Raw genomic sequence first — 22,803 nt, 5'->3', positions numbered from 1 at the left:
CCGGTGCCGGATCAGGCCCCGGCGGATCAGGCCCCCGCGAAGAAGGCGCCCGCCACGCGGACGAGCCCGTGCAGGTCGTCGACGTGGGCGAGCTCGCGCGCGGAGTGCATGGAGAGCAGCGGCACCCCGACGTCCACGGTCCTGATCCCGAGCCGCGTCGCCGTGATCGGCCCGATCGTCGAGCCGCAGGGCACCGTGTTGTTCGAGACGAAGGACTGCGTCGGCACGCCGGCGCGCTCGCACGCCCGCGTCCAGATGGCGGCGCCGTGGGCGTCGCTCGCGTACTTCTGGTTCGCGTTGACCTTGAGCATGGGGCCCTGGCCCGCGAGCGGGTGGACCCGCGGATCGTGCTTCTCCGAGTAGTTCGGGTGCACCGAGTGCCCCGCGTCAGCTGAAACGCACCAGGACGCGGCGAGCGCGCGCGCCGACTCCTCGGCGGTCGCGCCGAGCGCGATCCGGAGCCGCTCGATGACGTCCTCGAGGAACGGGCCCGCCGCGCCCGAGCGGGTGCCGGATCCGAGTTCCTCGTGGTCGAAGGCCGCGAGCATCGAGATCGTGCCGGGCGCCGGCTCCGTCTCGAGGAGCGCGGCGAGGCCGGCGAACGTCGAGCTCAGGTTGTCGAGCCGCGCCGAGGCGAAGAGCTCCGAGCCGACGCCGATGCGCTCGGGCGCCTGGGTGTCGAAGAGGCGCGCGTCGACCCCGACGATGTCGGGGGCGGCGACGCCCGCCGACTCAGCGAGCAGCTCCAGGATCGAGAGGCGCCCGACGCCCACCGCGATGATCGGCTGGGTGTTGCGCTGGCGGTCGAGCGCGAGGCCCGTGTTCGCCTCGCGGTCGAGGTGGATCGCGAGCTGCGGGATCCTGGCGATGGGCCCGGTCGCCGCGAGGTGCTCTGCGCCGTCGCGGTCGATGAGGCGGCCCGCGACGCCGAGGTCGCGGTCGAGCCAGGAGTTCAGGAGCGGCCCGCCGTAGACCTCGACGCCGAGCTGAGACCAGCCCTCCGCGACGAAGTCGGGATCCGGCTTCAGGACGAAGCCGGGCGAGTCCGTGTGCGTGCCGAGCACGCGCACGGGGCTCGTCGGGCCGACGCCCGCGCCTGCGCGCCAGGCGATGATGGCGCCGTCGCGCACGACGAAGCCCCGATCCTCCGACTCGACGGGCGCCCAGGCCGCCGTCTCCTCGCGCGCGGTGAAGCCCGCGCCCGCGAGCGCCTCAGCTGCCGCGCGCGCGGCGTGGTACGACGTGGGCGACGCGGTCACGTACGACGCGATCGCCTCGATGAACGCGTCACGGTCGCGCAGCAGCTGAGCCTCGCTCACTCGGCGGCGCTCCCGGCGCCGGCCGCGCCGGCCGAACCGGCATCAGCACCGGTCTCAGCGCCGGCCTCAGGCGCCACGAACGCGTCGGCGAACTCGGCGAGCAGGCGCGCGCCGAAGCCCGTCGAGCCGACCGAGCGCCACAGGTCGTCGCTCTCCGCCTGCATGGTGCCCGCGATGTCGAGGTGGCCCCAGGGCAGCCCGTCGACGAACTCGTTGAGGAACAGCGCCGCGAGGATCACGCCGGCGTACTGCCCGCCGATGTTTGAGAGGTCTGCCACGTTCGACCTGAGCTGCTCGCGGTAGCGGTGGTCGAGCGGGAAGCGCCAGATGTTCTCGTCGGTCGTGTCGGCGGCGGCCTGCAGCTGCTCCGCGACCGAGTCATTGTTCGCGAGCATCGCGGCGGTGCGCGTGCCGAGCGCCATCATCGCGGCGCCCGTCAGGGTCGCGATGTCGACGATCGCGTCGGGGCGGCGCTCCTCCTCGGTCGCGAGCACGAGGCCGTCGGCCATGACGAGGCGGCCCTCCGCATCCGTGTTCTTCACCTCGACGGTCTTGCCGCCGCGCATCGTGAGCACATCGCCGAGCTTCGTCGCGCTGCCCGAGGGCATGTTGTCGGTGCACATGAGCCAGCCGGTGACGGCCGTCTGCACGCCGAGCTCGCGCAGCGCGGTCATCGACGAGAACACTGCCGCCGCGCCCATCATGTCGAACTTCATCGCGGCGTGCATCGCGTTCGAGGGCTTCAGGCTGATGCCGCCCGAGTCGTACATGATGCCCTTGCCGATGAGCGCGAGGTGGCCCTCCTCGTCTGCGGGGCGGTACGACAGCTTGATCATGCGGGGCTCTTCGATGCTGCCCGCGTTGACGCCGAGCAGGCCGCCCGTGCCGAGCTCCATGAGCGCCGCGCGGTCAAACACCTCGGCTTCAAGACCGAACTCGGGGGCGAGCTGCTCGATGACCTGGGCGAACTTCTCCGCGCTCAGGTGGCGCGGCGGGGTGTTCGCGAGGTCGCGGGCGAGGCTCGCGGTGCGCGCGAGCACGAGCCCGCGCTCGACGCCGGCCTGCGCGGCCTCGGTGTCCGCCGGATCGACGCCCAGCACGAGCTTCGCGAGCTCCACCGTCTTCGGGTCGTGCTTCAGCGCGTCGTAGCGGTAGCGGGCGAGGATCGCGCCCTCCGTGGCCGCGAGCGCCGCCTCCTCCGCCGGCACGTCGACGTCGCCGAGGTCGACCGCGAGCTCTGCGCTCTCGCGCGCGGCCCGCGTGAACGCGGCCACCGCGTCGCGCAGCTCGGCGGAGTTCGTGATGCCGGCGCCGACGCCGACGAGCACGCACAGGCGCTTGCCGGGCACCGCGAGGGACTGCCCCTTCGCGCCCGTGAAGCCGGCGGCGGCGAGCATCTCGCGGCTCACGCCGTCGACGCACTCGCACGCGGGCAGCTCGCCCTCGGACGGGATGAAACAGGCCCTGGTCGGCGCCTCATCGACGGCGCTGCGCGCGGCGACGGTGACGTCGATCTTGCGGCTGAGAGAAGGGACGGGATCGAATGCAGGATCAATCACAACGGTCATGGCTCAAGCCTATCCCCGACCACTGACAAACACTCGGCCTGCGCCGGCCCTCGGCCCGCCCTCGCCCGCCCTCGCCTCGCCTACGACACCGCGAGCGCCTCGACAGGCGACACCCGCACGGCCCTGCGCGCGGGCGATACGGCGGCGCCAGCGGCGAGCGCGATCCCGAACACCGCGATCCCGAGCAGCACCGGCCAGGGCAGCACGGGCGCCATGATCCCGACCTGGCTCGCGAGCAGCGAGTGCGCGGCGAGCCAGCCGTAGAAGGTGCCGAGGACCAGCCCGAAGCCGGTCGCCGCGAGCGTCATCTGCACGCTCTCGGCGACGACCATCGCGCGCACCTGCCCGCCCGTGAATCCGAGCGCGCGCAGGAGCCCGAGTTCGCGAGTGCGCTGGAGCACGCTGAGCGAGAGTGAGTTGATCATGCCGACGGCCGCGATGACGGCGGAGAAGCCGACGAGCACGCTGACGATGACGGTCGTCACGGCGAGGACACTCGAGAACTCGGCGGCCGCCGCCGGGTCGCTCTCGAACATCGTGAGCGTCATGTGCTCGTAGCTCGCGAGCGCGACGGAAAACATCGTCACCAGGGTCACCCCGATCACGAGCCCGATCGTGGAGCGCGCGCTGCGCTCGGGATAGCGCCTGGAATTCGCGACGGCGACGCCCGCCGCCGCCCCGCGGCCGAGCACGAGTCCCGCGAGGCGCAGCATGGGCGGCATCACGATGTGGGAGCCGATCGCGATTCCCGTGAACGACACGAGCCCGCCGAGGAACGAGACGAGGATCGAGAGCGGGCTCATGAGCCCGATTAGGATCCCGATCGTGACGAGGGCCGTACCCGTCACCATGAGCAGGATCGCCCAGACCGTGCGAGCCGTGCGGCCGCGCGCGGCATCGGCCCGCAGTTCGACCGATGCACCGGTCGCGGCGATGGGCGAGACGCCAGCGACGCGGCGGGATCCGGACCACGCGGCGAGCCAGGTGGTGAGGATCACGATCCCGATCGCGACGAACGACAGCGGCTCGATGAGCCGGTAGTCGCGGCCGGCCGGGATCCAGCCGAGGCCGGGACCCCAGGTGACGACCGCACCCACTGCGGCGAGCGCGAGCAGCCAGCCGAGCACGGCGCCGAGCGCGCCAGCGACGAGCCCCTCGGTTGCGACCCGCGAGCGGACCTTCGCGCTCGTCGCCCCGAGGAGCCTGAGCAGGGCGATCTCCCTGGTGCGACCCGCGATCACGGTGGCGAAGGTGTTGGCGGTCACGATCGAGCCGACGTACAGCGCGATCGTGATGAAGATCCCGGACACGATGAGCAGCATGAGCTGGAACGTGCCGCCCGACTTGAGCGCGGGATCCACCGCCTCGTTGATCACCCCCGTGAGCAGGATCAGCGCGACGGCGAACGCGGTCGCGATCATCGCCACGAGGACGGTGGCCCCGTGGTCGCGCCTCTTCGCGTTCATGCGCGCGCCCCCGCGGCCCCGAACTGCAGCTGCTCGAGGCCGAGCATCTCGGAGGAGATCTCCTCCGCGGTCATGGCCTCGCGGTCGGCGACGATGCGGCCGTCCGCGAGGAACAGGATCCGGTCGGCGTGGCTCGCGGCGACCGGATCGTGCGTCACCATCGCGATCGACTGCCCCGACGAGTCGACCGCGGAGCGCAGGATCGCGAGCACCTCGCGTCCCGTGCGCGAGTCGAGTGCGCCGGTCGGCTCGTCGGCGAAGATGATGTCGGGGCCGCTCGCGAGGGCGCGGGCGATCGCGACGCGCTGCTGCTGGCCGCCCGAGAGCTCGTGGGGCCGGTGCCCGGCGCGGTCGGCGAGCCCGAGCGCCAAGATGAGGTTCTCGATCCGCTCCCGCTCCTCGGCGGTCGGCGGGGTGCCGGCGAGCTGGAACGGCAGCAGGATGTTGCCGCGCACGTCGAGCGTGGGCACGAGGTTGAAGGCCTGGAACACGAAGCCGATCCGGCGCCTGCGGAGCTTCGTGAGGGCGGCGTCGCCGAGGCCGGAGATCTCGTCGTCGCCGAGCCAGACGCGCCCTTCGCTCGGGGTGTCGAGGCCCGCCATGACGTGCATGAGCGTGGATTTCCCGGAGCCGGACGGCCCCATGATCGCGGTGAACTGCCCGCGTCTCATGCCTGCGGAGAGGTCGTCGAGCGCCGTGACGCGCTGCTCCCCCTCGCCGTAGTGCTTGCTGAGGTTCGCGACTCGCGCGACCAGGCCCATGTGGCTCGTCTGAATCTCCATGCTCTCGAAGCTACGGAGGAGGCGCCGGATCCGGATCCTGCCCCGGTCCCAACTTCGTGGTCCTCTGGTACTACGTTGGCCGGCTCCTCGGCCGGTGCGCCCCCGGCCCGATTTATATGCGCGGGAATATACCTGTTCCGGGCGCGTTGCACCCAGCATGAGAGCTTTTGGATTCCTGTCGTTCGGCCACTACGGCGCTGTGCCCGGCACCCGCGTGCGCACCGCCGCCGACATGCTCACGCAGACGATCGAGCTCGCGGAGGGCGCCGACGAAATCGGCGTGAACGGGGCTTACGTGCGCGTGCATCACTTCGCGCGACAGGCCGCCTCACCGATCCCGCTCCTCGCAGCGATGGCCGCCCGCACGAAGCGCATCGAGGTCGGCACGGGCGTCATCGACATGCGCTACGAGAACCCGCTGTACTTCGCGGAGGAGGCGGCCGCCCTCGACGCGATCGCGGGGCACCGGATCGCGCTCGGCGTGAGCCGGGGATCCCCCGAGCCCGCGCTCCGCGGCTACGAGGCCTTCGGCTACACGGGCTCCTCCGACCCCCGCGGCGCCGACCTCGCCCGGGAGAAGTTCGACCTGTTCCTCCGCGCAATCGACGGCGAGACCCTCGTCGAGGCGGACCCGGCGATGGGCCCGGCGGGCAGGCTCGCGATCGAGCCGCAGTCCCCCGGCCTGCGCGACCGCATCTGGTGGGGCGCCGGATCCCTCGCCTCGGCCGAGCAGGTCGGTCGGCAGGGCCTCAACCTCATGAGCTCCACGCTCCTCACGGAGGCGACGGGCGAGCCGCTGCACGTGCTGCAGCGCAAGCAGATCGACGCGTTCCGCGCCGCCTACAAGCAGGCCGGCCACACGGGCGCGCCCCGCGTCTCGGTGAGCCGGAGCGTCTTCCCGATCATGAACGACGAGGACGCCGCCTACTTCGGCTACCGCTCCGGCGAGAGCATGGACCAGATCGGCATCATCGACGGCTTCCGCTCCACCTTCGGCAAGACTTACGCCGACGAGCCGGATCGCCTGGTCAAGCAGCTCCTCGCCGACGAGGCCGTGATGGCGGCCGACACCCTCATGCTCACGATCCCGAACCAGCTCGGGCCCGAATACAACCTGCACGTGCTGCAGTCGTTCGCCGAGCACGTGGCGCCTGAGCTGGGGTGGAAGCCGAATACGGAGGGGCCTGTGGTGGGTGATTCGGTGTAAGGCTGGGCACTGACGCAGCAAGCGCCTAGAGGGTCAAGTTGGCTTCTTCCGCAATCATCTCGCGGGCGCTTTCCGCGTCTGCGACCGACAGGTACAGCCTCGCGAAGGGGTCGCCACCGGCGATGACAACGACAAGGACAGGACCGCTTCCGGATTGATTCCAGTAGTGTCGCTCCCCTCCCGGGTGAAAGGTTCCAGAACGCTTCCAGTAGGCATCCAGCCCGGGAGCCCTGAGGCCTCGCCTGATCGCGCGCGGGTGAAGCTCCACTTCGACGCGCTCGATGCGATCGAGCGGCACCACGATCTGCTTCCTGAACCCCCAGAGTCGGTCCAGCCCTCTGGGTTTCACGACGAGATTACCGTTGGAGATACCTAGAGCATTTCTGTCAGACATTCCCGCACCACCTCCACATGCATGTGTAGTACTTCTTGCTCCCATTACTCCCAGAACCCGGTCGCCGAGAGGTGGGTCGCCCCGGGACAAACCAGCTTCGGCCCGGCACTCTCGAGCGCGGGCCTGCGCTCGCTCCGCGTTCTGCGTTCGTTCAGTTGAATGAGCCCCGGATCATGCGAACGAGCGCAGATTTCGGAGCGAGCGCTGCGCGGGATCGCGATCCCGCGCCTACGCGTCTGGATCCGGGCCCGGATCCGGATCCGGAGAGGCCGGTCGCGGGCTGCGAGGCATAGGGTCGTTGCATGCGCGAAGTTCGACTGTCTGGCTATCTGAAGTGCAAGGATGGCGCCGAAGCCGCTCTCGTATTGGAGTATCTTCCGGAGCACTTGGCGCTCACTCGGGCTGAGCCGGGTTGCATCTCTTTCGAGGTCGCGCCGTCTGGTAGCCCCCTGGTGTGGACGGTGGAGGAGCACTTTGCCAGCTCAGCCGCGTTTCGCGCCCATCAGGCTCGCGTTGCCGCAAGCGTATGGGGGCGCACGACTTCGGCGATTGAACGGGACTACACCGTCGTTGGGCTGACCGACTAGCAGCTTCGCCTACCCTTTTCCTTCAGTTTCCCGGCCTGCCGGGCCTGCGCTCGCTCCGCGTTCTGCGCTCGTTCTGTTGAATCGGCCCCGGATCATGCGAACGAGCGCAGATTTCGGAGGGAGCGCGGCGGCGCGGGATCGCGCTCGCGCGCCTACGCGCCCGCGCCCGCACCCGGATCCGGATCCGGATCCGGATCCTGCCAGTTCGCCAGGCTGTCGCGCGGCGTGACGGCCGCGACCACGACGCCAAACAACGCCGAGCACATGGTGGCAAACATGGCGAGCCCGCAGGCTACGGCACCTCGGCCGGGCGCGCACCATGGCGCTTCCGAGCAACCCACACTAGGGTTGCCGCATGCCAGACTCCCTCGGGCCGATGATGGTATCCGGCGCGTGCCTCCTGATCGCAGGATTAGTGGTGGTCGCCTCGGCCGCCGCCTTCCGCCGCGGAACGCTGCCGCGGAATGGAACGATCGGAATCCGCACCCGCTGGACCATGGCCTCGGACGAGGCGTGGGACGCCGGCCACCGGGCCGGCCTTGGCCGGTTGAGGCTCGCAGGCATCGGGTTCACCACGGGCGGGGCGCTTGCGGCGCTTGCCGCCCTCCTCCCACTGTTCGGCGCCTCGGAAGGCACAGCAACCGTTGCCAACCTCTCAGCGATCATCGGTGCCGCCGCATGGGGCATCGCGTGGACACTCGGCGCGGGTCGCGCCGCCAATCGTGCGGCGAAGGCCATGCTTCGCGGCGAACTCGCTCCGCGATCGCAGTCCACCGGCGGCCCGGCCGCGGCCCCGGATCCGGATTCGGATCCCGATCCCCAGCATTGACCGCCGCGCACCGCCCCTCCTACGCTGACCGCATGACCACGCACTTCTACACGGCGTCGAGCCTCGACGGCTTCATCGCGACGCCGGATCACTCGCTCGAATGGCTGTTCGCGCAGGACTTCGACGAGCACGGGCCGATGGCGTACACCGCGTTCCTCGAGGGCATCGGGGCGCTCGTCATGGGAGCGTCAACCTACGAGTGGCTGCGCCGCGCGGAGGAGGACTGGGGGTATGCGCTGCCGACGTGGGTCGTCACGCACCGCGAGCTCGAGTCGCCCGCCGGCGCCGACGTGCGCTTCGCGCGGGGCGACGTCGCGCGGATCCACGCCGACGCGGTCGAGGCGGCGGGCGGCAAGGACGTGTGGATCGTCGGCGGCGGCGAGCTCGCAGGGCAGTTCGCGGACGCGGGTCTCCTCGACGAGGTGTGGGTGCAGTTCGCACCCGTGACGCTCGGCGCCGGCAGCCCGCTGCTCCCGCGGGATCTCCGCCTCGAACTCCTCGATTGCGCCCGCAATCGGGACTTCGTGTGCGCCCGCTACGGGGTCGTGCGGCCGCCCACCGTCTGAGGGGCGTGCGGCCGCCCCTGCACTAGCTCTCGCGCGGGTAGGTGTAGAAGCCCTCGCCGGAGGCGATCCCGAGCTTCCCCTTGTCGATGTAGTTCTCCTTGAGCCAGGCGGCGATCTCCTGCTGGTGGGCGTCGCCGTGCAGCGAGATGTTGTACGGCGTCATCAGGCCGACAATGTCGAGGATCTCGAACGGGCCCTTGGGCGCGCCCGTGCCGATACGCCACACCTTGTCGATGTCGGCGGGCTCGGCGTAGCCGCCGAAGGCGAGATCCTGCGCGGCGCTCAAAAACGGCACGAGCAGGGAGTTCAGCAGCCAGCCCGGCTTCTCCTTGTGGATCGGGATCGGGACGCAGCCGATCTCGGCGGCGAACGCGAGGAGCGTGTCGAAGACTGCAGGGTCCGTCTCGGTCGTGCTCATGACCTCGGCGGTGTTGAACTTCCAGATCTGGTTCGCGAAGTGGAGCCCGATGAACTTGCCGGGGCGGCCGGTGTAGCCGACGAGGTCGCTGAGCGCGAGCGTCGAGGAGTTCGAGGCGAAGATCGTCTTCTCGGGGGCGAGCTTGCCGAGCTTCTCGTACGTTTCCTGCTTGATCGTCAGCACCTCGGGCACGGCCTCGATGATGAGATCCGCGTCGGCCACCGCCGCCGCAAGGTCAGCGGTCGCCGCCAAGCGGGCGAGCGCCTCGTCTGCCTTCCCGTCGGCCGCGCCGGGCACGCCGTCATGCTGGTAGGTTTTCGCCAGGCCCGCGAAGCGCTCGCGCCCCTGCGCCACGGCCTCGTCCGAGATGTCATAGGCCGTGACCTCGAAGCCGCTGAATGCGGTCTGGAACGCGATCTGGGATCCCAGCACGCCCGTCCCGAGTACCGTCACCTTGTGGATTCCGCTGCCACTCATTGTTCTTCCTTCCCTCGTGGTGTTCCGACTCCGCGCGCCGGGCTGTGCGCCTCGTGCAGCCCGCGGAGCGTCCCTTCGACGATCTGGGCTATCTGAAGCCGCAGATCGTCGCACACATTCGCACCCTCGTGCGCCCCGGTCGACAGCCGGGCGATCGCGAGATGCATCGCCGCGAATACGGAGGCGCCAGCCACCCTGACGGAGTCGGGATCCGCAGCGATCCCACGCCTCGCAGCCTCGGCGCCGATCACTTGCGCGATCTCGGATTCGAAGCTCGCGACGAGCTCCAGGCCCTCGGCCCGGAAGCGCTCGCCGTCCGCACCGAACAGCAGTTCACGCTGGTACGCGACGCTATTCTCGGGGCTCCTCTGCGCCTGCTCGACGACCTCGCGCACGAGACTTGCGACTGCCGCGGCCGCCGATGTTTCGGCACCGGCCAGCCGGATCCCGCGCTCCATCGCCTCCCTGAACACTTCGTTGTAGACCATGAGCAGGAGTTCGCTCTTGGACGACGCGTAGCGGAACAGGGTGCCGGCTGCGACGTCAGCGCGGTCGGAGATCGCCTGCGTCGTGACGGCGCCGAATCCCAGCTCCGCGAAAAGTTCGGCGGCGGCGCGCGTGATCCGCTCGCGCTTCTCGCGCATATTGCGGTCGCGCCGGCCGAGCTGCGCGGTGCCCGGGATGTCGGTGATGCCTGTCTCGCTCACGATCGCCGCCTTTCGGAGTTCCCTCATTAATGAGTCTACTCATTTTTATGTGCGTCTCCTGGGTGCGGGGGAACCCGGTGCGGCGTTCGCGCTACGCCGCGAGCTGCCGCACCCAGGCGACCTCGTCCGCGAGCTGACCCGAGTCATGGAAGAGCCGGACCTGGTGCGTCTCGGCGAGGGCCTCGGCGAGCTCGTCCTTGTCCGCGGGCGCGAAGCCGAGGCGCTGCCAGAAGGGGCCACTGCGCCGACTGAAGAGCCAGGCGCGCTCGACGCCCTCGTCCTCAGCACGGTCGACCGTGAAACGGGCGAGCACGCTGCCCCTCCCCTCGGATTGCTCCTCGGGGTGCACCGCAACGCTCCTGATCAGCGCATGCTTTCCATCCTCGCTGATCTCGTAGCCCGCGCTCCCCACGATCCCGCGCTCCGGGGATCGCTCGATCCAGATGCGCACCCTCGTAGAGTCGAGGCCGCTCAGCGTGAGGTCAGCGCGGGTGAGGAACTCCTCGAGCTCCGCGGTGTCTGCTTCGGTCGCTTCGGTGAGAACTGCTGCTGTCATCCCGCCAGTCAAACAGCGGCTCCAGTCGAACAAAACCCCTGGTGAGCCTCTGGTCAGGAAACGCTACGCCGACGCTCAGGCTCGCCGTGGCGCTTCGCACTCCCATGCGCCTTCCCCTATCTCTCCCCTGCCTCGAGTCGCCCCAAAGGCCCCATTCCCGCGGTCGAGTCGGCCGAAAGGCCCCATTCAAGCGCGCGAAAGGGGCCTTTCGGCCGACTCGACCCCCGGGCGCGGCCGGGCGCGGCCGGGCGCGGCCCCGGATCGGCGCCCGGCGCGCCCGGGCCCCAACCCCTACTGCCCGTACAACCTCGTCACGTCGTTCACGAGTTCGCCGAGGCCCGCGGGCACATGGTCGTGCCACCACGCGAGCCGCACGGGGATCCGGGACCCGTCCTTGATCGGGCGAAACGCGATGCCGGGCCGCGCGTGGTGGTGCGCCGTCGCTTCGGCCGTGATCCCGACCCCGCGGCCGGCGGCGATCGCGTCGAGCCACGCGTCGACGTCCCCGGTCTCGATGAAGCGCGGGGTGTGCGGGGCGCCGAGCCAGAGCTGGGTGTTGGTGGTGCCGGCGCGCGGGTCGATGATGACCGTGCGGTGCGCGATCTCGGCGAGGGAGAGCTGGCGCCGCCTCGACCATTCGGGGTCGTCGGCGGCGTAGGCGACGACCCGCCGCTCGAGGCCGACGACCGTCGAGTCGAAGCGGGCTTCGTCGACCGGGATCCGCACGACCGCGACGTCGCAGAGCCCCTCGGCGAGCCCCGCGGTCGGCGAGTTGTGCTTCACGAGCTCGAGGTCGATCGACTCGTGATCCCGAGCCCACTGCCGCTGCAGCGCGGCGCTGTGCTTGCCGAGCGCGGCCCACGCGTAGCCGAGGCGCAGCGTGCCGTGCCGGGAGGCGAGGAAGTCGCCGAAGCGCTCGGCCTCGGCGAGGAGCCTGCGGGCCTGGGGCAGCACCTGCTGCCCCGTCGGCGTGAGCTCGCAGCCGCGCGGGATCCGCCGCAGCAGGGCGTCCCCGACCGTGCGCTCGAGGCTCGCGATCGTGCGCGACACCGCGGCCTGCGACACGTGCAGCTGCGCCGCCGCCTCGGTGAAGGATCCCGCGTCCGCGGCGGTCACGAAGCAGCGCAGTTCCCGCAGCGTCCAGTCCATAACCTAAGCGTATGGCAGCGCCGAAACATGCACTAGGGTTTTGGCCGCAGACCCCCTAGCGTCGAGGCATGACCACCTCGCGCCCCACCGTCCCGGCGACGGGCCCGATCGAGCTCCCGCTCTCGGCCGCGACGGCGACCCCGGCGCAGCGCGCCACCGGGATCGGCCTCATGCTCGGCGGCTCCGTCTCCAATCAGGCGGGCGCGGCGCTCGGCGCGATGGCGTTCCCCGCCATCGGGCCGGTCGGCGTCGTCGCGGTGCGCCAACTCGTGACCGCGATCGGCCTCGTGCCCGTCGTGCGCCCGAGCCTGCGCGGACTCTCCGCGAGGGACTGGCGCCTGATCCTGGGCCTCGTGCTCGTCTTCAGCGTCATGAACCTCAGCCTCTACTCGGCCGTCGAACGCATCGGGCTCGGCCTCGCCGTGACGCTCGAGTTCGTCGGGCCGCTTGGCGTCGCCATCGCGGCGTCGCGGCGCCGGATCGACCTCGCCTGCACGCTGCTCGCCGCGGTCGGCGTGGTCGTGCTCACGCGGCCGGGGCCGAGCTCGGATCTGCTCGGGATCGGTCTCGCACTCCTCGCGGCCGCCGCCTGGGCCGCCTACATCCTGCTCAACCGGGCGGTCGGCCAGCGCCTCCCTGGGCTCCAGGGCACGGCGCTCGCGAGCCTCGTCACGGCGGGCGTCTGGATCCCGATCGCCGTCGCCTGGTTCGCGACCCACCCGCCGACCGTCGGCGCGCTCGCGCTCGCCGCAGCCTGCGGCCTCCTGTCCTCCGTCCTCCCCTACGCACTCGACATGGCCGCGCTCCGGCGCGTCCCAGCCAACGTCTTCGGAACACTCACGAGCGTGAACCCCGCCTGGGCGGCTCTCGCGGGCTGGCTCATGCTCGGCCAGGTGCTCGATCCCGCCGAGTGGCTCGGGATCGGGCTCATCGTCGGCAGCAACCTCATCGTGTCGCTCGGCGGCCTCCGCGGGCGCCGGATCGCGGGTCCGGGCAGAACCGGCGCAAGCCGCCCCCGCACGCCTCGCACCCCGCGGCGCCGGCGCTCCCGTCAGCCCAGCTGAGCCGTGTAGTGGCCGCTCATCGAGGGGTAGTACTGGTCGAACGTCGGCTCCTCCGTGCCCTCGGTCGCGGCGACGAGCAGGTCCATGTAGAACTCCCAGCCCGGGCCGATCTCGCCCACCGCGTCGTCCTCCCCGAGGTGGTGCACGAGGCTCACGAGCGTGTCCTCCTCACCGTCCTCCTCAAGCCGAAGCTCCAGGTCCCAGCTGCCGTACTCGCCCACCGACTTGAGCGCGAGCCGCGCCGGCGCCTCGCACGCGAGCACGTTCATGCGGATCTCGGGGTGCCCCTCCTCGAAGCGCATGCGCACCCGGATCGAGCCGCCCGTGCGACCGTCGCCCTCCCACGGGCCGAACCACTGCTCGGTGTGCTCCGAGTCGGAGACAAAGATCCAGGCCTCTGCGATCGGCATGGCGAGGGAGCGCGGCACGATGAGATCGCGCCCCGCCGCCGTCGCCACCACGCGCCCCGTTGCTTCAATCGTCATTGCGAACTCCCTCTCCCAGCCGACCGGTACGGTCCCAGCGTACGCGCGACCACCGACACTGACGGACCCGCGAAGCCGAACCGGGCCTTGCGCTCACCCGGGCCCCCTGGCGTACACTCGACCCCGTGAAGAAGTAACGCAGCCACGTTCCGCGCCCGAGGCGCCGATGACTGCTGTGTTCCCGCGCCGCTCGTTGCAGCCGCGCCGCCTGGTCCGGGCGTCGATCCGACGCCCCCGGGAAATCCACGAAGCACGCGCACCGGCACACGCCCGGCGGAACCCGTTTCCGCATCGAAAGGCACCCCATGCCGACCACTCACCACTCACCATCCATCAGGGCCGCCGAGCGCGCTGCCGGCCGCGGCGGCGCCGCGGCGCACGGCCCGCGCGACGCGACCGCCGCCCATCTCCACCTCGCCGTCGACGACGTCTCGTTCTCCCACCCGGACCGCCGCGTGCTGAGCGGCGTGACCTTCGCGGCTCGCCGCGGCGACCGGATCGGGCTCGTCGGCGAGAACGGCGCAGGGAAGACCACGCTGCTCCGGATCATCGCGGGCCAATTGGCGCCGGATCAGGGCATCGTGTCCCTTCCCGGGAGCGTCGGGATCCTGAACCAGGAACTCCCCTACCCGGACGACACCCCGCTCGGCGCGGTCCTCGACGACGCCCAGCGCGCCCCGCTCGAGGCCCTCGACCGGCTCGCGCGGCTCGGCGAGCGGCTCGCGACCGCGGCCGACTCCGAGCGGGCGGCCGACGACTACGCCGCCTCCCTCGCCGACGCGGAGCGCACGGGCGCGTGGTCGGCCGAGGCGGAGCGCGGCGAGATGCTCGACGGCCTCGGCCTCGGCGGGATCCCGAACGATCGCCCCATCGGGCAAATTTCGGGAGGCCAGCGGCTCAGGCTCGCGCTCGCCGCCGTGTTGCTCGCGGCCCCGGACACCCTGCTCCTCGACGAGCCGTCGAACCACCTCGACGACGCCTCCGCGGCCTACCTGGAGCGCGTGCTCGCCGGCTGGCCCGGGATCGTGCTCCTCGCGAGCCACGACCGCGCACTGCTCGACGCCGTCGCGACGAAGATCCTGGACCTGGATCCGCTGCCCGTGCCCGCGGAGGTGCTCGCGGATGCGGCGACCGCGTCGGGTGCCGCCGCTGATCAGGGGCTGGACCAGGATCCGGATCCGGGCCCGGATCCCGACGCGACCGACGACACGGGCACCGGCCTCGGCGTGCGCCTCTGGGGCGTCGGTTACTCGGACGCCCGCGCCGAGCGGGCCGCCGAGCTCGCCCGCTGGCGCGACCGCTACGCGGCCGAGCTTGCGCGCCGGGAGAGCCTTGAACACGAGATCGAGGTCGGGTCGAGGGAGGTCAACAGGAAGCACGTGTCGAAATCGGAATCCCGGATCACGCGCAAGTTCTACGCCGACAAGGACGCCCGCGTGACCTCGCGCAGGGCCCGCAACGCCCGCGGGCGGCTCGACGCGCTCGAGCGGGAGCGCGTTCGCAGGCCGCCCGAGCCGCTGCGCTTCGCGGGATTCGGCGCCGGATCGGGACCTGCGGCGAGCGCGGCAGCGGACGGGGCAGGCCGCGGCGGCGACGGCGGCGACGGCGACGGCGACGACCCGATCGTGCTCGCCGCGCACGAGGTCGCGCTGCCGCCCCGCCTTGCCGCGACCACGCTCGAGCTCACGGAGCGCGGGCGGATCCTGCTACAGGGGCCGAACGGCGCGGGGAAGTCGACGCTCCTCGCGATCCTGGCCGGGGAGCTTGCGCAGACGACGGGCGAGGTGGAGCGGTTCGAGCACGTCGGATTCCTGCCGCAGGAGGTGTCGTTTCCGGATCCGGAGCTGCGTGCCGATGCCTGGTATCGCGCCGCCATCGGGGCGGATCGAGCCGCCGCTCGGCCGCTGACGACCTCGAGGCTCCTCGCGGACCGCGACGCGCGCAGGCCCGTCGGCGCCCTCAGCATTGGGCAGCAGCGCAGGCTCGCGCTCGCGGCGCTCATCGCGGACCCGCCGCCCGTGCTGCTCCTCGACGAGCCGACGAACCACCTGTCGCTCACGCTCGTCGAGGATCTCGAGGCGGCGCTCGCCGACTATCCGGGCGCGCTCATCGTCGCGAGCCACGATCGCTGGCTTCGCGGCCGCTGGGAGGGACAGGTGCTTTCGCTCTGATCGGGGCGGAAGTTCGACGCGACGAACCCGATCCGAACGGCCCCGCGAGGTGCGATCCGGGCTTCTCCCTCCCTTCGAATCGTTGCTATCGTTTCGGGTCGTCACCCACACAGAGAGCACATCATGAGCACCTTCGATATTGCTAAGCCGCACGAGTACGATCACCGTCACGCCGACGTGTCGTCGGGCTGGCTGCGGGCGACCGTGTTCGGTGCGATGGACGGTCTCGTCTCGAACGTCGGCCTGATCGCGGGCATCGCCGCGGCGGGCGCCGCACCCTGGATGGTCGCGGTCACGGGTGTCTCCGGCCTGATCGCGGGCGCGATCTCAATGGCGCTCGGCGAGTTCACGTCCGTCCGCACCGCAAACGAGCAGCTCGACAAGGAGGTGCGCACGGAGCGCGAGGCGCACCACCGCAACCCCGAGGGCGAGCAGGCGGAGCTGGCCGCCCTCTTCGGCCGGCTCGGCATGGACGATCCGACCGCCGAGCGCGCGGCCTCGCAGGTGCACGCGAACTCGGAGCAGGCCGTGCGCGTGCACCTCTCGCACGAGCTCGGGCTCAGCCCCGAGGAGAAGCCGTCCCCGTGGGTCGCGGGCATCTCCTCGTTCCTCGCCTTCGGCGTCGGCGCGGTGATCCCGATCCTTCCCTTCATCTTCGGCTTCGGAAACATCTGGTGGGGCCTCGCATTCGGCGGCGTCGGCCTGCTCATCGCTGGCGGCCTCGCCGCGCGCGTCACCCGCCGCAGCTGGTTCATCGGGGCCGGCAGGCAGCTCCTCTTCGGCGGCATCGCGGTCGCCGCGACCTATACGATCGGCATGGCGCTCGGGGTGTCCTCGATCGGCTGAGGTCCGTGATGGGGCGGGATCCGGGGCCGGATCCGGATCGGGGATCCGGGCCCGCACGCCGTAGGCTTGTCGCATGCCCAGCCCTGAGTTCGTCGACGCCGTGCTCGGCGTCGTCGCACGGATCCCCGCCGGGCGGGTGATGACCTATGGCGACGTGGGGATCGCGATCGGTTCGGAGGCGCCGCGCGCGGTCGGCCGGGTCATGGCGCTGTACGGACACGCTTCTTCCTGGTGGCGGGTGGTTCCGGCGAGCGGGCTGCCGCCGCAGGGACACTCGCGGATCGCGCTCCCCCGCTACCTCGAGGAGGGGACGCCGCTGCGCGGCGCGGACCCGTCGAGCGGGGTCTTCGATCCCGAGCACTACCGGATCGCCCTGTCCGCGGCCCGGCTCCCCTACACGCACGAGATCTTCGCGGAGGTGGCACTGTAATGCCCGAGGAAACTGCTGGTCACGATGCCGAATCGAACCCCTCCTCCGACGCCGCGCGGCCGCTCGTCCTCGGCTTCGCGCGCGGGATCGCGCCGAGCAAGTGGGCGAACCGCTGGCGCGAGGCGACCGGGAGCGAGCTCGTGCTGTCGCCCGTCGCGGTCGCGTTTGGCGGAGGTCGCGGGGCCGCGGCGGCGGAGGCCGACCTGATGCTCGAGCGCACGCGTCCCGGCGAGCGGCCGCGCGGCACCGAGGAGCCGTCGCGCACCCGGCACGCGCTGCGGCTCTACGAGGAGTCGATCGGGCTCGTCGTGTCGGCCGACCACGATCTCGCCAAGCGCGACTCGGTCACGCTCTCTGAGCTCGAGCTCGTCACCCTGCTCGATCATCCTGATCACGCGCCCGATTGGCCGGCCGCCGAGGCGTGGGCGGATCCCGCCTGGATGCCCGCCGACGTCGCCGCGGCGCTCGCGCTCGTCGCGACCGGGGCGGGCGCGATCCTGCTCCCCATTCCGCTCGCGCGGCACCTCTCCTCGAAGAAGGAGCACGCCATTCTCCCGATCACGGGCGAACCCCGGCTCGCCTGCACGTCCGTATGGGCCACCTGGGCGCTCGAGCGCGACGCCGCCGACGTGCAGCAGCTCGCCGGGATCCTGCGCGGGCGCACCGCGCGTAGCTCCCGGGGCTCGGATGGCGGCCGCTCCGGCTCGGAGAAGTCCCGGTCGCGGGGTCGTTCTTCGGGCGGTTCGAAGGCGTCGGGGAAGACTGCGGCGAAGACCCCGGCGAAGACTTCAGCGAAGAAGCAGGGCCCGAAGCCCGGCACGCGCGGCGCACAGCTCGCGAACGCCAAGTGGAAGCCGAAGCCCAAGCCCCGCCCGAAGCCCCGCCGCAGCTAGCGCGCGGCGCGCCCCGCCCCTCTCCCCCCCCCGGCGGAGTGGGCCCTTGAGCCCCATTCCCCGCGCCGAGTCGGCCGTAAAGCCCCAATCAAGCCCGCGAAAGGGGCCTTACGGCCCACTCGACAGCGCCAAGGTCGCGATCCGGGCCCGGATCCCGAACCCCACACACCCGCGCGCACGCGCACCCGAAGGCCGAGTCGGCCCTTAGGCCCCAACCCCCGCGCCGAGTCGGCTCTAAAGCCCCATTCAAGCCCCCGAAAGGGGCCTTACGGCCCACTCGACAGCGGCGGGGTCGAGTTCAAGGTCGCGATCGGGATCCGGGCCCGGATCCCGGACCCCACGCGCCCGCGCATCCACCCGCACCCGCACCCGCGCCGAGTCGGCCCTTGAGCCCCATTCCCGACGCCGAGTCGGCCGTAAGGTCCCATTCAAGCCTGCGAAAGGGGCCTTACGGCCCACTCGACAGCGCCAAGGTCGGGATCAGGGCCCGGATCCCGGGCCCCACCCACCCGCACCCATGCCGAGTGGGCCCTTGAGCCCCATTGCCGACGCCGAGTCGGCCGTAAAGCCCCATTCAAGCCCGCGAAAGGGGCCTTACGGCCGACTCGGGGTCAGACACCGGCGCCAACCGCCGCCCAACTACAGCTGCGAGGCCGCCACGTCGAAGGTGCCGCAAGAAGTGGGACCCTCCTGGTAGCCCGTCATGAACCACTTCTGGCGCTGCTCGGAGGTGCCGTGGGTGAAGCGTTCGGGGTTCACGCCCATGCCGGCGGACTCCATGATGTGGTCGTCGCCGACGGCGGCGGCCGCGCTCATCGCGTCGGCGATCTCCTCGCGGGTGACGGGCTTCAGGAAGGGGACTCCCTGGTCATCGGCCACTGTGGAGGCATCCTTGACCCAGGCGCCCGCGAAGCAGTCGGCCTGGAGTTCGAGGCGGACGGATCCCGACGCCGGGCCGGAGTCGCGGCCGACGTTCTGGAGCGAGCCGATTTGGTTCGAGATGTGGTGGCCCCACTCGTGGGCGAGCACGTACATCTCGGCGAGCGGCCCGCCGCTCGCGCCGTAGTTCTGCGTGAGCGTGTCGAAGAAGGCCGTGTCGACGTAGATGGCCTCGTCGCTCGGGCAGTAGAAGGGGCCCGTCTGCGAGGAGGCGGTGCCGCAGGGCGACTGGGTCTGGCCGGAGAAGAGCACGACGTCGCCCGGGCTGCGGTAGTTGCCGACCTGGGTCGACCAGTAGCGGTCGAGCGAGTCGGCGGCGCCAGCCATGCGGCACTCGGCGTCCTTGTTGGCGTCGGCGCCCGTCTCGCAGCCCGCGAGCCCCTCGGTCGACTGCTCGTTGACGGCGCTCGAGCCGCCGAGCGCACGCTCGGCGACGGGCGCGAGGCCAGTGAGGTCGATCCCGAGGATCTGGGATCCGATGGCGAGCAGCAGGGCGATGCCGATGCCGCCGCCCGCGATCATGCCGCCGCGGCGCGCGCCGCCGCCGCGCTTCGACACCTTGCTCGTGTCGATCCGTGCGTTGTCGTTGAAGGTCATCGCTGGTCTCCAGCCTCGGTGGTGGATCCCGCTTCGTCTGCGAAGCGGTCTGTGGCGCGCACGAGCGCGTCGACGATGCCGGGTTCGCTTGCCGCGTGGCCGGCGTCCGGGATCATGTGGAAGTCGGCCTCGGGCCAGGCGCGGTGTAGGTCCCAGGCCGTGCGAGCGGGGGTGCACGCGTCGTAGCGCCCCTGCACGATGACGCCGGGGATCCCCGCGAGCTTCTCTGCCGCGTCGCGGATCAGCTGCCCGTCCTCCATCCAGCCGCCGTGCGAGAAGAAGTGGTTCTCGATGCGGGCGAAGGCGACGGCGGCGGCCTCGTCGGCGCGCGCCTCGGCGATCCCCGCCTCGTCGGGGATGAGCCGGATCGTCGAGTTCTCCCACACGGTCCAGGCGACGCCCGCCGGGGTGTGCACCGCGGGGTCCGGATCGAAGAGCCTGCGGTGGTAGGCCGTGACGAGATCGCCGCGCTCGGCCTCGGGGATCACCGCGAGGTACTCCTCCCACACGTCGGGGAAGAGCTCCGAGGCGCCGTCCTGGTAGAACCAGTGGATCTCGCTCCTGCGCAGGGTGAAGATGCCGCGCAGCACGAGCTCGGTGACGCGCGCGGGGTGCGTCTGCGCGTAGGCGAGCGCCAGGGTCGAGCCCCAGGATCCGCCGAAGACCTGCCAGCGGTCGACGCCGAGGTGCTCGCGCAGCCGTTCGATGTCGTCGACAAGGTGCCAGGTGGTGTTCGTCGCGAGGTCGGCGTCGGGCGCGCTCGCGTGCGGGGTACTGCGGCCGCAGCCGCGCTGGTCGAAGAGCACGATGCGGTAGCGCTCGGGGTCGAAGTAGCGCCTGTGGTCGGGCGCGCAGCCGCCCCCGGGCCCGCCGTGCAGGAACACGACCGGCTTGCCCTCCGGGTTTCCGCAGGTTTCCCAGTAGATCTCGTGCCCGTCGCCGACGGCGAGCTTGCCGCTCGCGAAGGGCTGGATCGCGGGGTAGAGGGTCCTCAGTTCTGCCATGGTCCCACTGTAATGCCGCGGGGCGCCCGGGATCAGCCCAGGTCACCCCGCGGATTCAGAGTTCGGGAGGAAATTTAGGCCGGCTGCTTGGCCTTCGCGCGCTCCTTCTCGCGGGCGCGCAGCTCCTTCTCGTGGATCGGCCACGTGCCCGCGGCCTTCTCCGCCTCGACGTAGGCGTGCGCCTCCTCCTGGCGCTCGGCCTCGATGCCCGTGGCGATCTCGGCGCGGAGGAGCCCCGGCGTGAGCCCGAAGGCGTCGACGAGGTCGACCGCGTAGGGGCGCAGGCGGCCGATGAGCCGATCGATGTAGGCGGTCACGGCCTCGGCGCGCTGGCCCGAGATCCGGCCCTGCACGAGGTACCAGGCGGCGTGTTTCTCGATGAGCCCGAGGCCGAAGAGGTCGCGCAGCCAAGTGAGCACCTGGCGCGAGCCCGCGTCGGCGACCTGCTCGATGCCCTCGGTGAAGGCCTCCCACTGGAGCAGCTCGGCGTGCGCGCGGGCCGCCTCGATGAGCTTGTGCTGCTGCGCGTTGAAGGCGTCCTCCCCCGCGATGGCCTTCGCGCGCTTGTCGCCCTTCGGCACGTTCTTCGTCGCCTCGCGGAGCGCGAGCGCGATCTCCGCGACCATCGTCTCTACCCGGTCGGTCAGCAGCGCGCGCTGCGCGTCGGTCGTGCGCAGGCTCTCGACGGAGCGGGCGATCTGGCCGAGGTCTGCGATGCTCTGCCCCACCTGGCGCAGGCCGAAGCGGCTCACCCGGTCGCCGAGCTGAGCGGCCGCGGCCTTCGCGATCGCGGCGCGATCCCCCGGCTTGAACTGGGCGGCGTAGTCGGTGAGGAGGCGCTTGCCGACGAGCTGCAGCAGCACGTTGTTGTCGCCCTCGAAGGTGACATAGATGTCGAGATCAGCGCGCAGCCCCGTGAGTCGGTTCTTCGCCATGAAGCCCGCGCCGCCCGTCGCCTCGCGCGCCTCCTGCAGCGTGTCGAGCGCGGCCCAGGTGGAGAGCGGCTTGAGCGCCGCGGCCAGCGTCTCGAGATCCTCGCGGTTCTCGTCCGTGTCGCGCGCGCCCGAGAACACCTCGTCGAAGACCGTGAGCAGGCGGTCGTCGGCAAAGGTCATCGCGTAGGTCTCGGCGAGGCGCGGCAGCAGCCGGCGCTGGTGCTGGCCGTAGTCGAGCAGCACGGTCTCGCGCCCCGATGCGCCCGGGAACTGGCGCCGCTCGGCGCCGTACTTGATCGCGATCGTGAGCGCCGCCTGCATGGCCCGCACGGCCGAGCCGTCGAGCGAGACGCGGCCCTGCACGAGCGTGCCGATCATCGTGAAGAAGCGGCGGCCGGGGCTCTCGATCGCCGAGGAGTAGGTGCCGTCGGCGGCGACATCGCCGTAGCGGTTGAGGAGGTTCGTGCGCGGGATCCGGACCTGATCGAAGTGCAGGCGCCCGTTGTCGATGCCGTTCAGGCCGCCCTTCACCCCGTCGTCCTCCGAGCCGACGCCCGGCAGCAGCTCGCGCTCGGCGGTGCGGATCGGCACGAAGAACGCGTGCACGCCGTGATTCACGCCCTGCGTGATGAGCTGCGCGAACACGACGGCCGCCTGGCCGTGGAGCGCCGCGTTGCCGAGGAACTCCTTCCACGCGCCCTTGAACGGCGTGTGGATCACGAACTCCTCGGTATCCGGGTCGTAGGTCGCGGTCGTGCCGATCGACGCGACGTCCGAGCCGTGGCCGATCTCGGTCATGGCGAACGCGCCAGGCAGCTTCAGGCTCATCACGTCCGGCAGCCACTTCTCGTGGTGCGGACGCGTGCCGAGGTGCAGGATCGCCGCGCCGAACAGGCCCCACTGCACGCCGCTCTTGATCTGCAGCGACGGGTCGGCGAGCACGAGCTCCTGGAACGCCGCGATGTTGCCGCCGTGGTTGTCGCCGCCGCCCAGATCCGACGGGAACGCGCGCTGGATCGCGCCGTTCTCCACCAGGATCCCGAGCTGCTCGAGCACGCGCTCGCGGTGCTCGTCCATCGTCTGGCCCGGAATCGTGTGGAGGCGGGGATCCTCCGCGAGCCTGCGCGACTCGAGGCGCTCGGTGCGCCACTTGCCGAGCAGCGCGTCGCCGACCGCGGCGACGTCGATCCTGGGCGCGGAGGTGGAGGTCTTGTCGCTCATCGTGCTCCTTCGACTGAGATGACGATCGGTGATTCCGATCGGCGGGGGTCGCCCGAGGCGCCCGGCCCGCTCTGCAGCCAGGCTAGGCCGCACCCCTGACACGGACAACTGAACGGTTTCCACCCACAACGTGGCGCCGGGACGCGGCACCCCCACGTTGTTGAAAACATCCAAATCAGAGCATCAATGCCTG

General features: G+C 71.2%; 23 protein-coding genes. 9 read left to right on the top strand and 14 right to left on the bottom strand.

Annotated features, from left to right (window positions below; translation table 11 throughout):
* Nucleotides 1-26 precede the first annotated feature (26 nt).
* From ACOPJ3_RS05170 to ACOPJ3_RS05155, 4 genes are all read right to left on the bottom strand, one after another.
* Nucleotides 27-1,319 carry a M18 family aminopeptidase gene (locus tag ACOPJ3_RS05170; RefSeq protein ID WP_427870769.1) on the bottom strand — a complete coding sequence of 431 codons (1,293 nt, stop codon included), beginning with the start codon at nucleotides 1,317-1,319 and terminating at the stop codon, nucleotides 27-29.
* Nucleotides 1,316-2,887 carry a leucyl aminopeptidase gene (locus ACOPJ3_RS05165; protein ID WP_427870768.1) on the bottom strand — a complete coding sequence of 524 codons (1,572 nt, stop codon included), beginning with the start codon at nucleotides 2,885-2,887 and terminating at the stop codon, nucleotides 1,316-1,318. The genes ACOPJ3_RS05170 and ACOPJ3_RS05165 overlap by 4 nt, the downstream gene beginning before the upstream one ends.
* Nucleotides 2,888-2,967: 80 nt before the next feature.
* Nucleotides 2,968-4,353, bottom strand: coding sequence for an ABC transporter permease (locus ACOPJ3_RS05160; RefSeq protein WP_427870767.1), 1,386 nt, complete (start codon nucleotides 4,351-4,353; stop codon nucleotides 2,968-2,970).
* Nucleotides 4,350-5,135, bottom strand: coding sequence for an ABC transporter ATP-binding protein (locus ACOPJ3_RS05155; protein WP_427870766.1), 786 nt, complete (start codon nucleotides 5,133-5,135; stop codon nucleotides 4,350-4,352). Before ACOPJ3_RS05155 ends, ACOPJ3_RS05160 begins: the two co-directional genes overlap by 4 nt.
* Nucleotides 5,136-5,292: 157 nt before the next feature.
* Here ACOPJ3_RS05155 and ACOPJ3_RS05150 point away from each other — a divergent pair, with 157 nt between their 5' ends.
* A complete protein-coding gene (locus tag ACOPJ3_RS05150; protein ID WP_427870765.1) occupies nucleotides 5,293-6,342 on the top strand; it encodes an LLM class flavin-dependent oxidoreductase in 1,050 nt (349 codons plus the stop codon).
* 25 nt (nucleotides 6,343-6,367) lie between these two features.
* Here the strand turns inward: ACOPJ3_RS05150 and ACOPJ3_RS05145 are convergent, their stop codons facing one another.
* Nucleotides 6,368-6,736, bottom strand: coding sequence for a hypothetical protein (locus ACOPJ3_RS05145; protein WP_427870764.1), 369 nt, complete (start codon nucleotides 6,734-6,736; stop codon nucleotides 6,368-6,370).
* A 302-nt stretch (nucleotides 6,737-7,038) separates the two neighbouring features.
* Between ACOPJ3_RS05145 and ACOPJ3_RS05140 the strand changes: the two genes are divergently transcribed.
* Nucleotides 7,039-7,323, top strand: coding sequence for a putative quinol monooxygenase (locus tag ACOPJ3_RS05140; protein WP_427870763.1), 285 nt, complete (start codon nucleotides 7,039-7,041; stop codon nucleotides 7,321-7,323).
* A gap of 152 nt (nucleotides 7,324-7,475) precedes the next feature.
* Here ACOPJ3_RS05140 and ACOPJ3_RS05135 read toward each other — a convergent pair whose 3' ends face one another.
* On the bottom strand, nucleotides 7,476-7,601 hold the full coding sequence (locus ACOPJ3_RS05135; RefSeq protein WP_427870762.1) for a hypothetical protein: 126 nt from the start codon (nucleotides 7,599-7,601) through the stop codon (nucleotides 7,476-7,478).
* Nucleotides 7,602-7,678: 77 nt separating this feature from the next.
* Between ACOPJ3_RS05135 and ACOPJ3_RS05130 the strand changes: the two genes are divergently transcribed.
* Nucleotides 7,679-8,152: an SdpI family protein gene (locus tag ACOPJ3_RS05130; RefSeq protein ID WP_427870760.1), complete on the top strand. Its 474-nt coding sequence runs from the start codon at nucleotides 7,679-7,681 to the stop codon at nucleotides 8,150-8,152.
* Nucleotides 8,153-8,184: 32 nt separating this feature from the next.
* Complete coding sequence (locus tag ACOPJ3_RS05125) at nucleotides 8,185-8,718, top strand: dihydrofolate reductase family protein (protein WP_427870759.1); 534 nt, start codon at nucleotides 8,185-8,187, stop codon at nucleotides 8,716-8,718.
* Nucleotides 8,719-8,740: 22 nt separating this feature from the next.
* Here the strand turns inward: ACOPJ3_RS05125 and ACOPJ3_RS05120 are convergent, their stop codons facing one another.
* From ACOPJ3_RS05120 to ACOPJ3_RS05105, 4 genes are all read right to left on the bottom strand, one after another.
* On the bottom strand, nucleotides 8,741-9,613 hold the full coding sequence (locus tag ACOPJ3_RS05120) for a 3-hydroxyacyl-CoA dehydrogenase (protein WP_427870758.1): 873 nt from the start codon (nucleotides 9,611-9,613) through the stop codon (nucleotides 8,741-8,743).
* A complete protein-coding gene (locus tag ACOPJ3_RS05115) occupies nucleotides 9,610-10,320 on the bottom strand; it encodes a TetR/AcrR family transcriptional regulator (protein ID WP_427870757.1) in 711 nt (236 codons plus the stop codon). Before ACOPJ3_RS05115 ends, ACOPJ3_RS05120 begins: the two co-directional genes overlap by 4 nt.
* A 91-nt stretch (nucleotides 10,321-10,411) precedes the next feature.
* Complete coding sequence (locus ACOPJ3_RS05110) at nucleotides 10,412-10,876, bottom strand: GNAT family N-acetyltransferase (RefSeq protein WP_427870756.1); 465 nt, start codon at nucleotides 10,874-10,876, stop codon at nucleotides 10,412-10,414.
* Between the two features lie 291 nt (nucleotides 10,877-11,167).
* Complete coding sequence (locus ACOPJ3_RS05105; protein ID WP_427870755.1) at nucleotides 11,168-12,025, bottom strand: LysR family transcriptional regulator; 858 nt, start codon at nucleotides 12,023-12,025, stop codon at nucleotides 11,168-11,170.
* A 68-nt stretch (nucleotides 12,026-12,093) separates the two neighbouring features.
* On the opposite strand from ACOPJ3_RS05105, the gene ACOPJ3_RS05100 reads away from it, so the two are divergent.
* Nucleotides 12,094-13,089, top strand: coding sequence for an EamA family transporter (locus ACOPJ3_RS05100; protein ID WP_427870754.1), 996 nt, complete (start codon nucleotides 12,094-12,096; stop codon nucleotides 13,087-13,089).
* On the opposite strand, the gene ACOPJ3_RS05095 is transcribed toward ACOPJ3_RS05100, so the two are convergent.
* Nucleotides 13,077-13,574 carry an SRPBCC domain-containing protein gene (locus ACOPJ3_RS05095; RefSeq protein ID WP_427870753.1) on the bottom strand — a complete coding sequence of 166 codons (498 nt, stop codon included), beginning with the start codon at nucleotides 13,572-13,574 and terminating at the stop codon, nucleotides 13,077-13,079. The genes ACOPJ3_RS05100 and ACOPJ3_RS05095 overlap by 13 nt on opposite strands.
* A gap of 305 nt (nucleotides 13,575-13,879) precedes the next feature.
* On the opposite strand from ACOPJ3_RS05095, the gene ACOPJ3_RS05090 reads away from it, so the two are divergent.
* From ACOPJ3_RS05090 to ACOPJ3_RS05075, 4 genes are all read left to right on the top strand, one after another.
* The gene (locus ACOPJ3_RS05090) at nucleotides 13,880-15,745 is read left to right on the top strand and encodes an ABC-F family ATP-binding cassette domain-containing protein (protein ID WP_427870752.1); all 1,866 of its coding nucleotides are present in this window, start codon (nucleotides 13,880-13,882) and stop codon (nucleotides 15,743-15,745) included.
* A 123-nt stretch (nucleotides 15,746-15,868) separates the two neighbouring features.
* Nucleotides 15,869-16,591 (top strand): VIT1/CCC1 transporter family protein, encoded by a 723-nt coding sequence (locus ACOPJ3_RS05085; RefSeq protein ID WP_427870751.1) that lies wholly within the window; start codon nucleotides 15,869-15,871, stop codon nucleotides 16,589-16,591.
* 73 nt (nucleotides 16,592-16,664) lie between these two features.
* Nucleotides 16,665-17,021 carry an MGMT family protein gene (locus tag ACOPJ3_RS05080; protein ID WP_427870750.1) on the top strand — a complete coding sequence of 119 codons (357 nt, stop codon included), beginning with the start codon at nucleotides 16,665-16,667 and terminating at the stop codon, nucleotides 17,019-17,021.
* Nucleotides 17,021-17,914: a LysR substrate-binding domain-containing protein gene (locus ACOPJ3_RS05075; RefSeq protein WP_427870749.1), complete on the top strand. Its 894-nt coding sequence runs from the start codon at nucleotides 17,021-17,023 to the stop codon at nucleotides 17,912-17,914. Before ACOPJ3_RS05080 ends, ACOPJ3_RS05075 begins: the two co-directional genes overlap by 1 nt.
* 639 nt (nucleotides 17,915-18,553) lie before the next feature.
* Here the strand turns inward: ACOPJ3_RS05075 and ypfJ are convergent.
* The 3 genes from ypfJ to ACOPJ3_RS05060 all read right to left on the bottom strand — a co-directional run bounded on the left by ypfJ (nucleotide 18,554) and on the right by ACOPJ3_RS05060 (nucleotide 22,610).
* Complete coding sequence (gene ypfJ / locus ACOPJ3_RS05070; protein WP_427870748.1) at nucleotides 18,554-19,450, bottom strand: KPN_02809 family neutral zinc metallopeptidase; 897 nt, start codon at nucleotides 19,448-19,450, stop codon at nucleotides 18,554-18,556.
* Entirely contained in the window at nucleotides 19,447-20,454 is a 1,008-nt protein-coding gene (gene pip / locus ACOPJ3_RS05065) for a prolyl aminopeptidase (RefSeq protein WP_427870747.1), read from the bottom strand. The genes ypfJ and pip overlap by 4 nt, the downstream gene beginning before the upstream one ends.
* 74 nt (nucleotides 20,455-20,528) lie before the next feature.
* Complete coding sequence (locus ACOPJ3_RS05060; protein WP_427870746.1) at nucleotides 20,529-22,610, bottom strand: acyl-CoA dehydrogenase; 2,082 nt, start codon at nucleotides 22,608-22,610, stop codon at nucleotides 20,529-20,531.
* Nucleotides 22,611-22,803: the final 193 nt, after the last annotated feature.

The organism is Leucobacter luti (assembly GCF_050310065.1).
GTDB classification, from domain to species: domain Bacteria; phylum Actinomycetota; class Actinomycetes; order Actinomycetales; family Microbacteriaceae; genus Leucobacter; species Leucobacter luti_B.
This window is presented reverse-complemented; position numbering and strand designations above follow the sequence as displayed.

Excerpts from the sequence above, each read along its gene's own strand:
- ACOPJ3_RS05085 (WP_427870751.1), top strand. The coding sequence starts at position 15,869 with ATGAGCACCTTCGATATTGCTAAGCCGCACGAGTACGATCACCGTCAC.
- ACOPJ3_RS05075 (WP_427870749.1), top strand. The coding sequence starts at position 17,021 with ATGCCCGAGGAAACTGCTGGTCACGATGCCGAATCGAACCCCTCCTCC.
- ACOPJ3_RS05090 (WP_427870752.1), top strand. The coding sequence starts at position 13,880 with ATGCCGACCACTCACCACTCACCATCCATCAGGGCCGCCGAGCGCGCT.
- ACOPJ3_RS05135 (WP_427870762.1), bottom strand. The coding sequence starts at position 7,601 with ATGTTTGCCACCATGTGCTCGGCGTTGTTTGGCGTCGTGGTCGCGGCC.
- ACOPJ3_RS05100 (WP_427870754.1), top strand. The coding sequence starts at position 12,094 with ATGACCACCTCGCGCCCCACCGTCCCGGCGACGGGCCCGATCGAGCTC.
- ACOPJ3_RS05165 (WP_427870768.1), bottom strand. The coding sequence starts at position 2,887 with ATGACCGTTGTGATTGATCCTGCATTCGATCCCGTCCCTTCTCTCAGC.
- ACOPJ3_RS05060 (WP_427870746.1), bottom strand. The coding sequence starts at position 22,610 with ATGAGCGACAAGACCTCCACCTCCGCGCCCAGGATCGACGTCGCCGCG.
- ACOPJ3_RS05080 (WP_427870750.1), top strand. The coding sequence starts at position 16,665 with ATGCCCAGCCCTGAGTTCGTCGACGCCGTGCTCGGCGTCGTCGCACGG.
- ACOPJ3_RS05160 (WP_427870767.1), bottom strand. The coding sequence starts at position 4,353 with ATGAACGCGAAGAGGCGCGACCACGGGGCCACCGTCCTCGTGGCGATG.
- ACOPJ3_RS05105 (WP_427870755.1), bottom strand. The coding sequence starts at position 12,025 with ATGGACTGGACGCTGCGGGAACTGCGCTGCTTCGTGACCGCCGCGGAC.
- ACOPJ3_RS05095 (WP_427870753.1), bottom strand. The coding sequence starts at position 13,574 with ATGACGATTGAAGCAACGGGGCGCGTGGTGGCGACGGCGGCGGGGCGC.
- ACOPJ3_RS05120 (WP_427870758.1), bottom strand. The coding sequence starts at position 9,613 with ATGAGTGGCAGCGGAATCCACAAGGTGACGGTACTCGGGACGGGCGTG.
- ACOPJ3_RS05130 (WP_427870760.1), top strand. The coding sequence starts at position 7,679 with ATGCCAGACTCCCTCGGGCCGATGATGGTATCCGGCGCGTGCCTCCTG.
- ACOPJ3_RS05140 (WP_427870763.1), top strand. The coding sequence starts at position 7,039 with ATGCGCGAAGTTCGACTGTCTGGCTATCTGAAGTGCAAGGATGGCGCC.
- ypfJ (WP_427870748.1), bottom strand. The coding sequence starts at position 19,450 with ATGACCTTCAACGACAACGCACGGATCGACACGAGCAAGGTGTCGAAG.
- ACOPJ3_RS05150 (WP_427870765.1), top strand. The coding sequence starts at position 5,293 with ATGAGAGCTTTTGGATTCCTGTCGTTCGGCCACTACGGCGCTGTGCCC.
- ACOPJ3_RS05155 (WP_427870766.1), bottom strand. The coding sequence starts at position 5,135 with ATGGAGATTCAGACGAGCCACATGGGCCTGGTCGCGCGAGTCGCGAAC.
- ACOPJ3_RS05110 (WP_427870756.1), bottom strand. The coding sequence starts at position 10,876 with ATGACAGCAGCAGTTCTCACCGAAGCGACCGAAGCAGACACCGCGGAG.
- ACOPJ3_RS05145 (WP_427870764.1), bottom strand. The coding sequence starts at position 6,736 with ATGTCTGACAGAAATGCTCTAGGTATCTCCAACGGTAATCTCGTCGTG.
- pip (WP_427870747.1), bottom strand. The coding sequence starts at position 20,454 with ATGGCAGAACTGAGGACCCTCTACCCCGCGATCCAGCCCTTCGCGAGC.
- ACOPJ3_RS05125 (WP_427870759.1), top strand. The coding sequence starts at position 8,185 with ATGACCACGCACTTCTACACGGCGTCGAGCCTCGACGGCTTCATCGCG.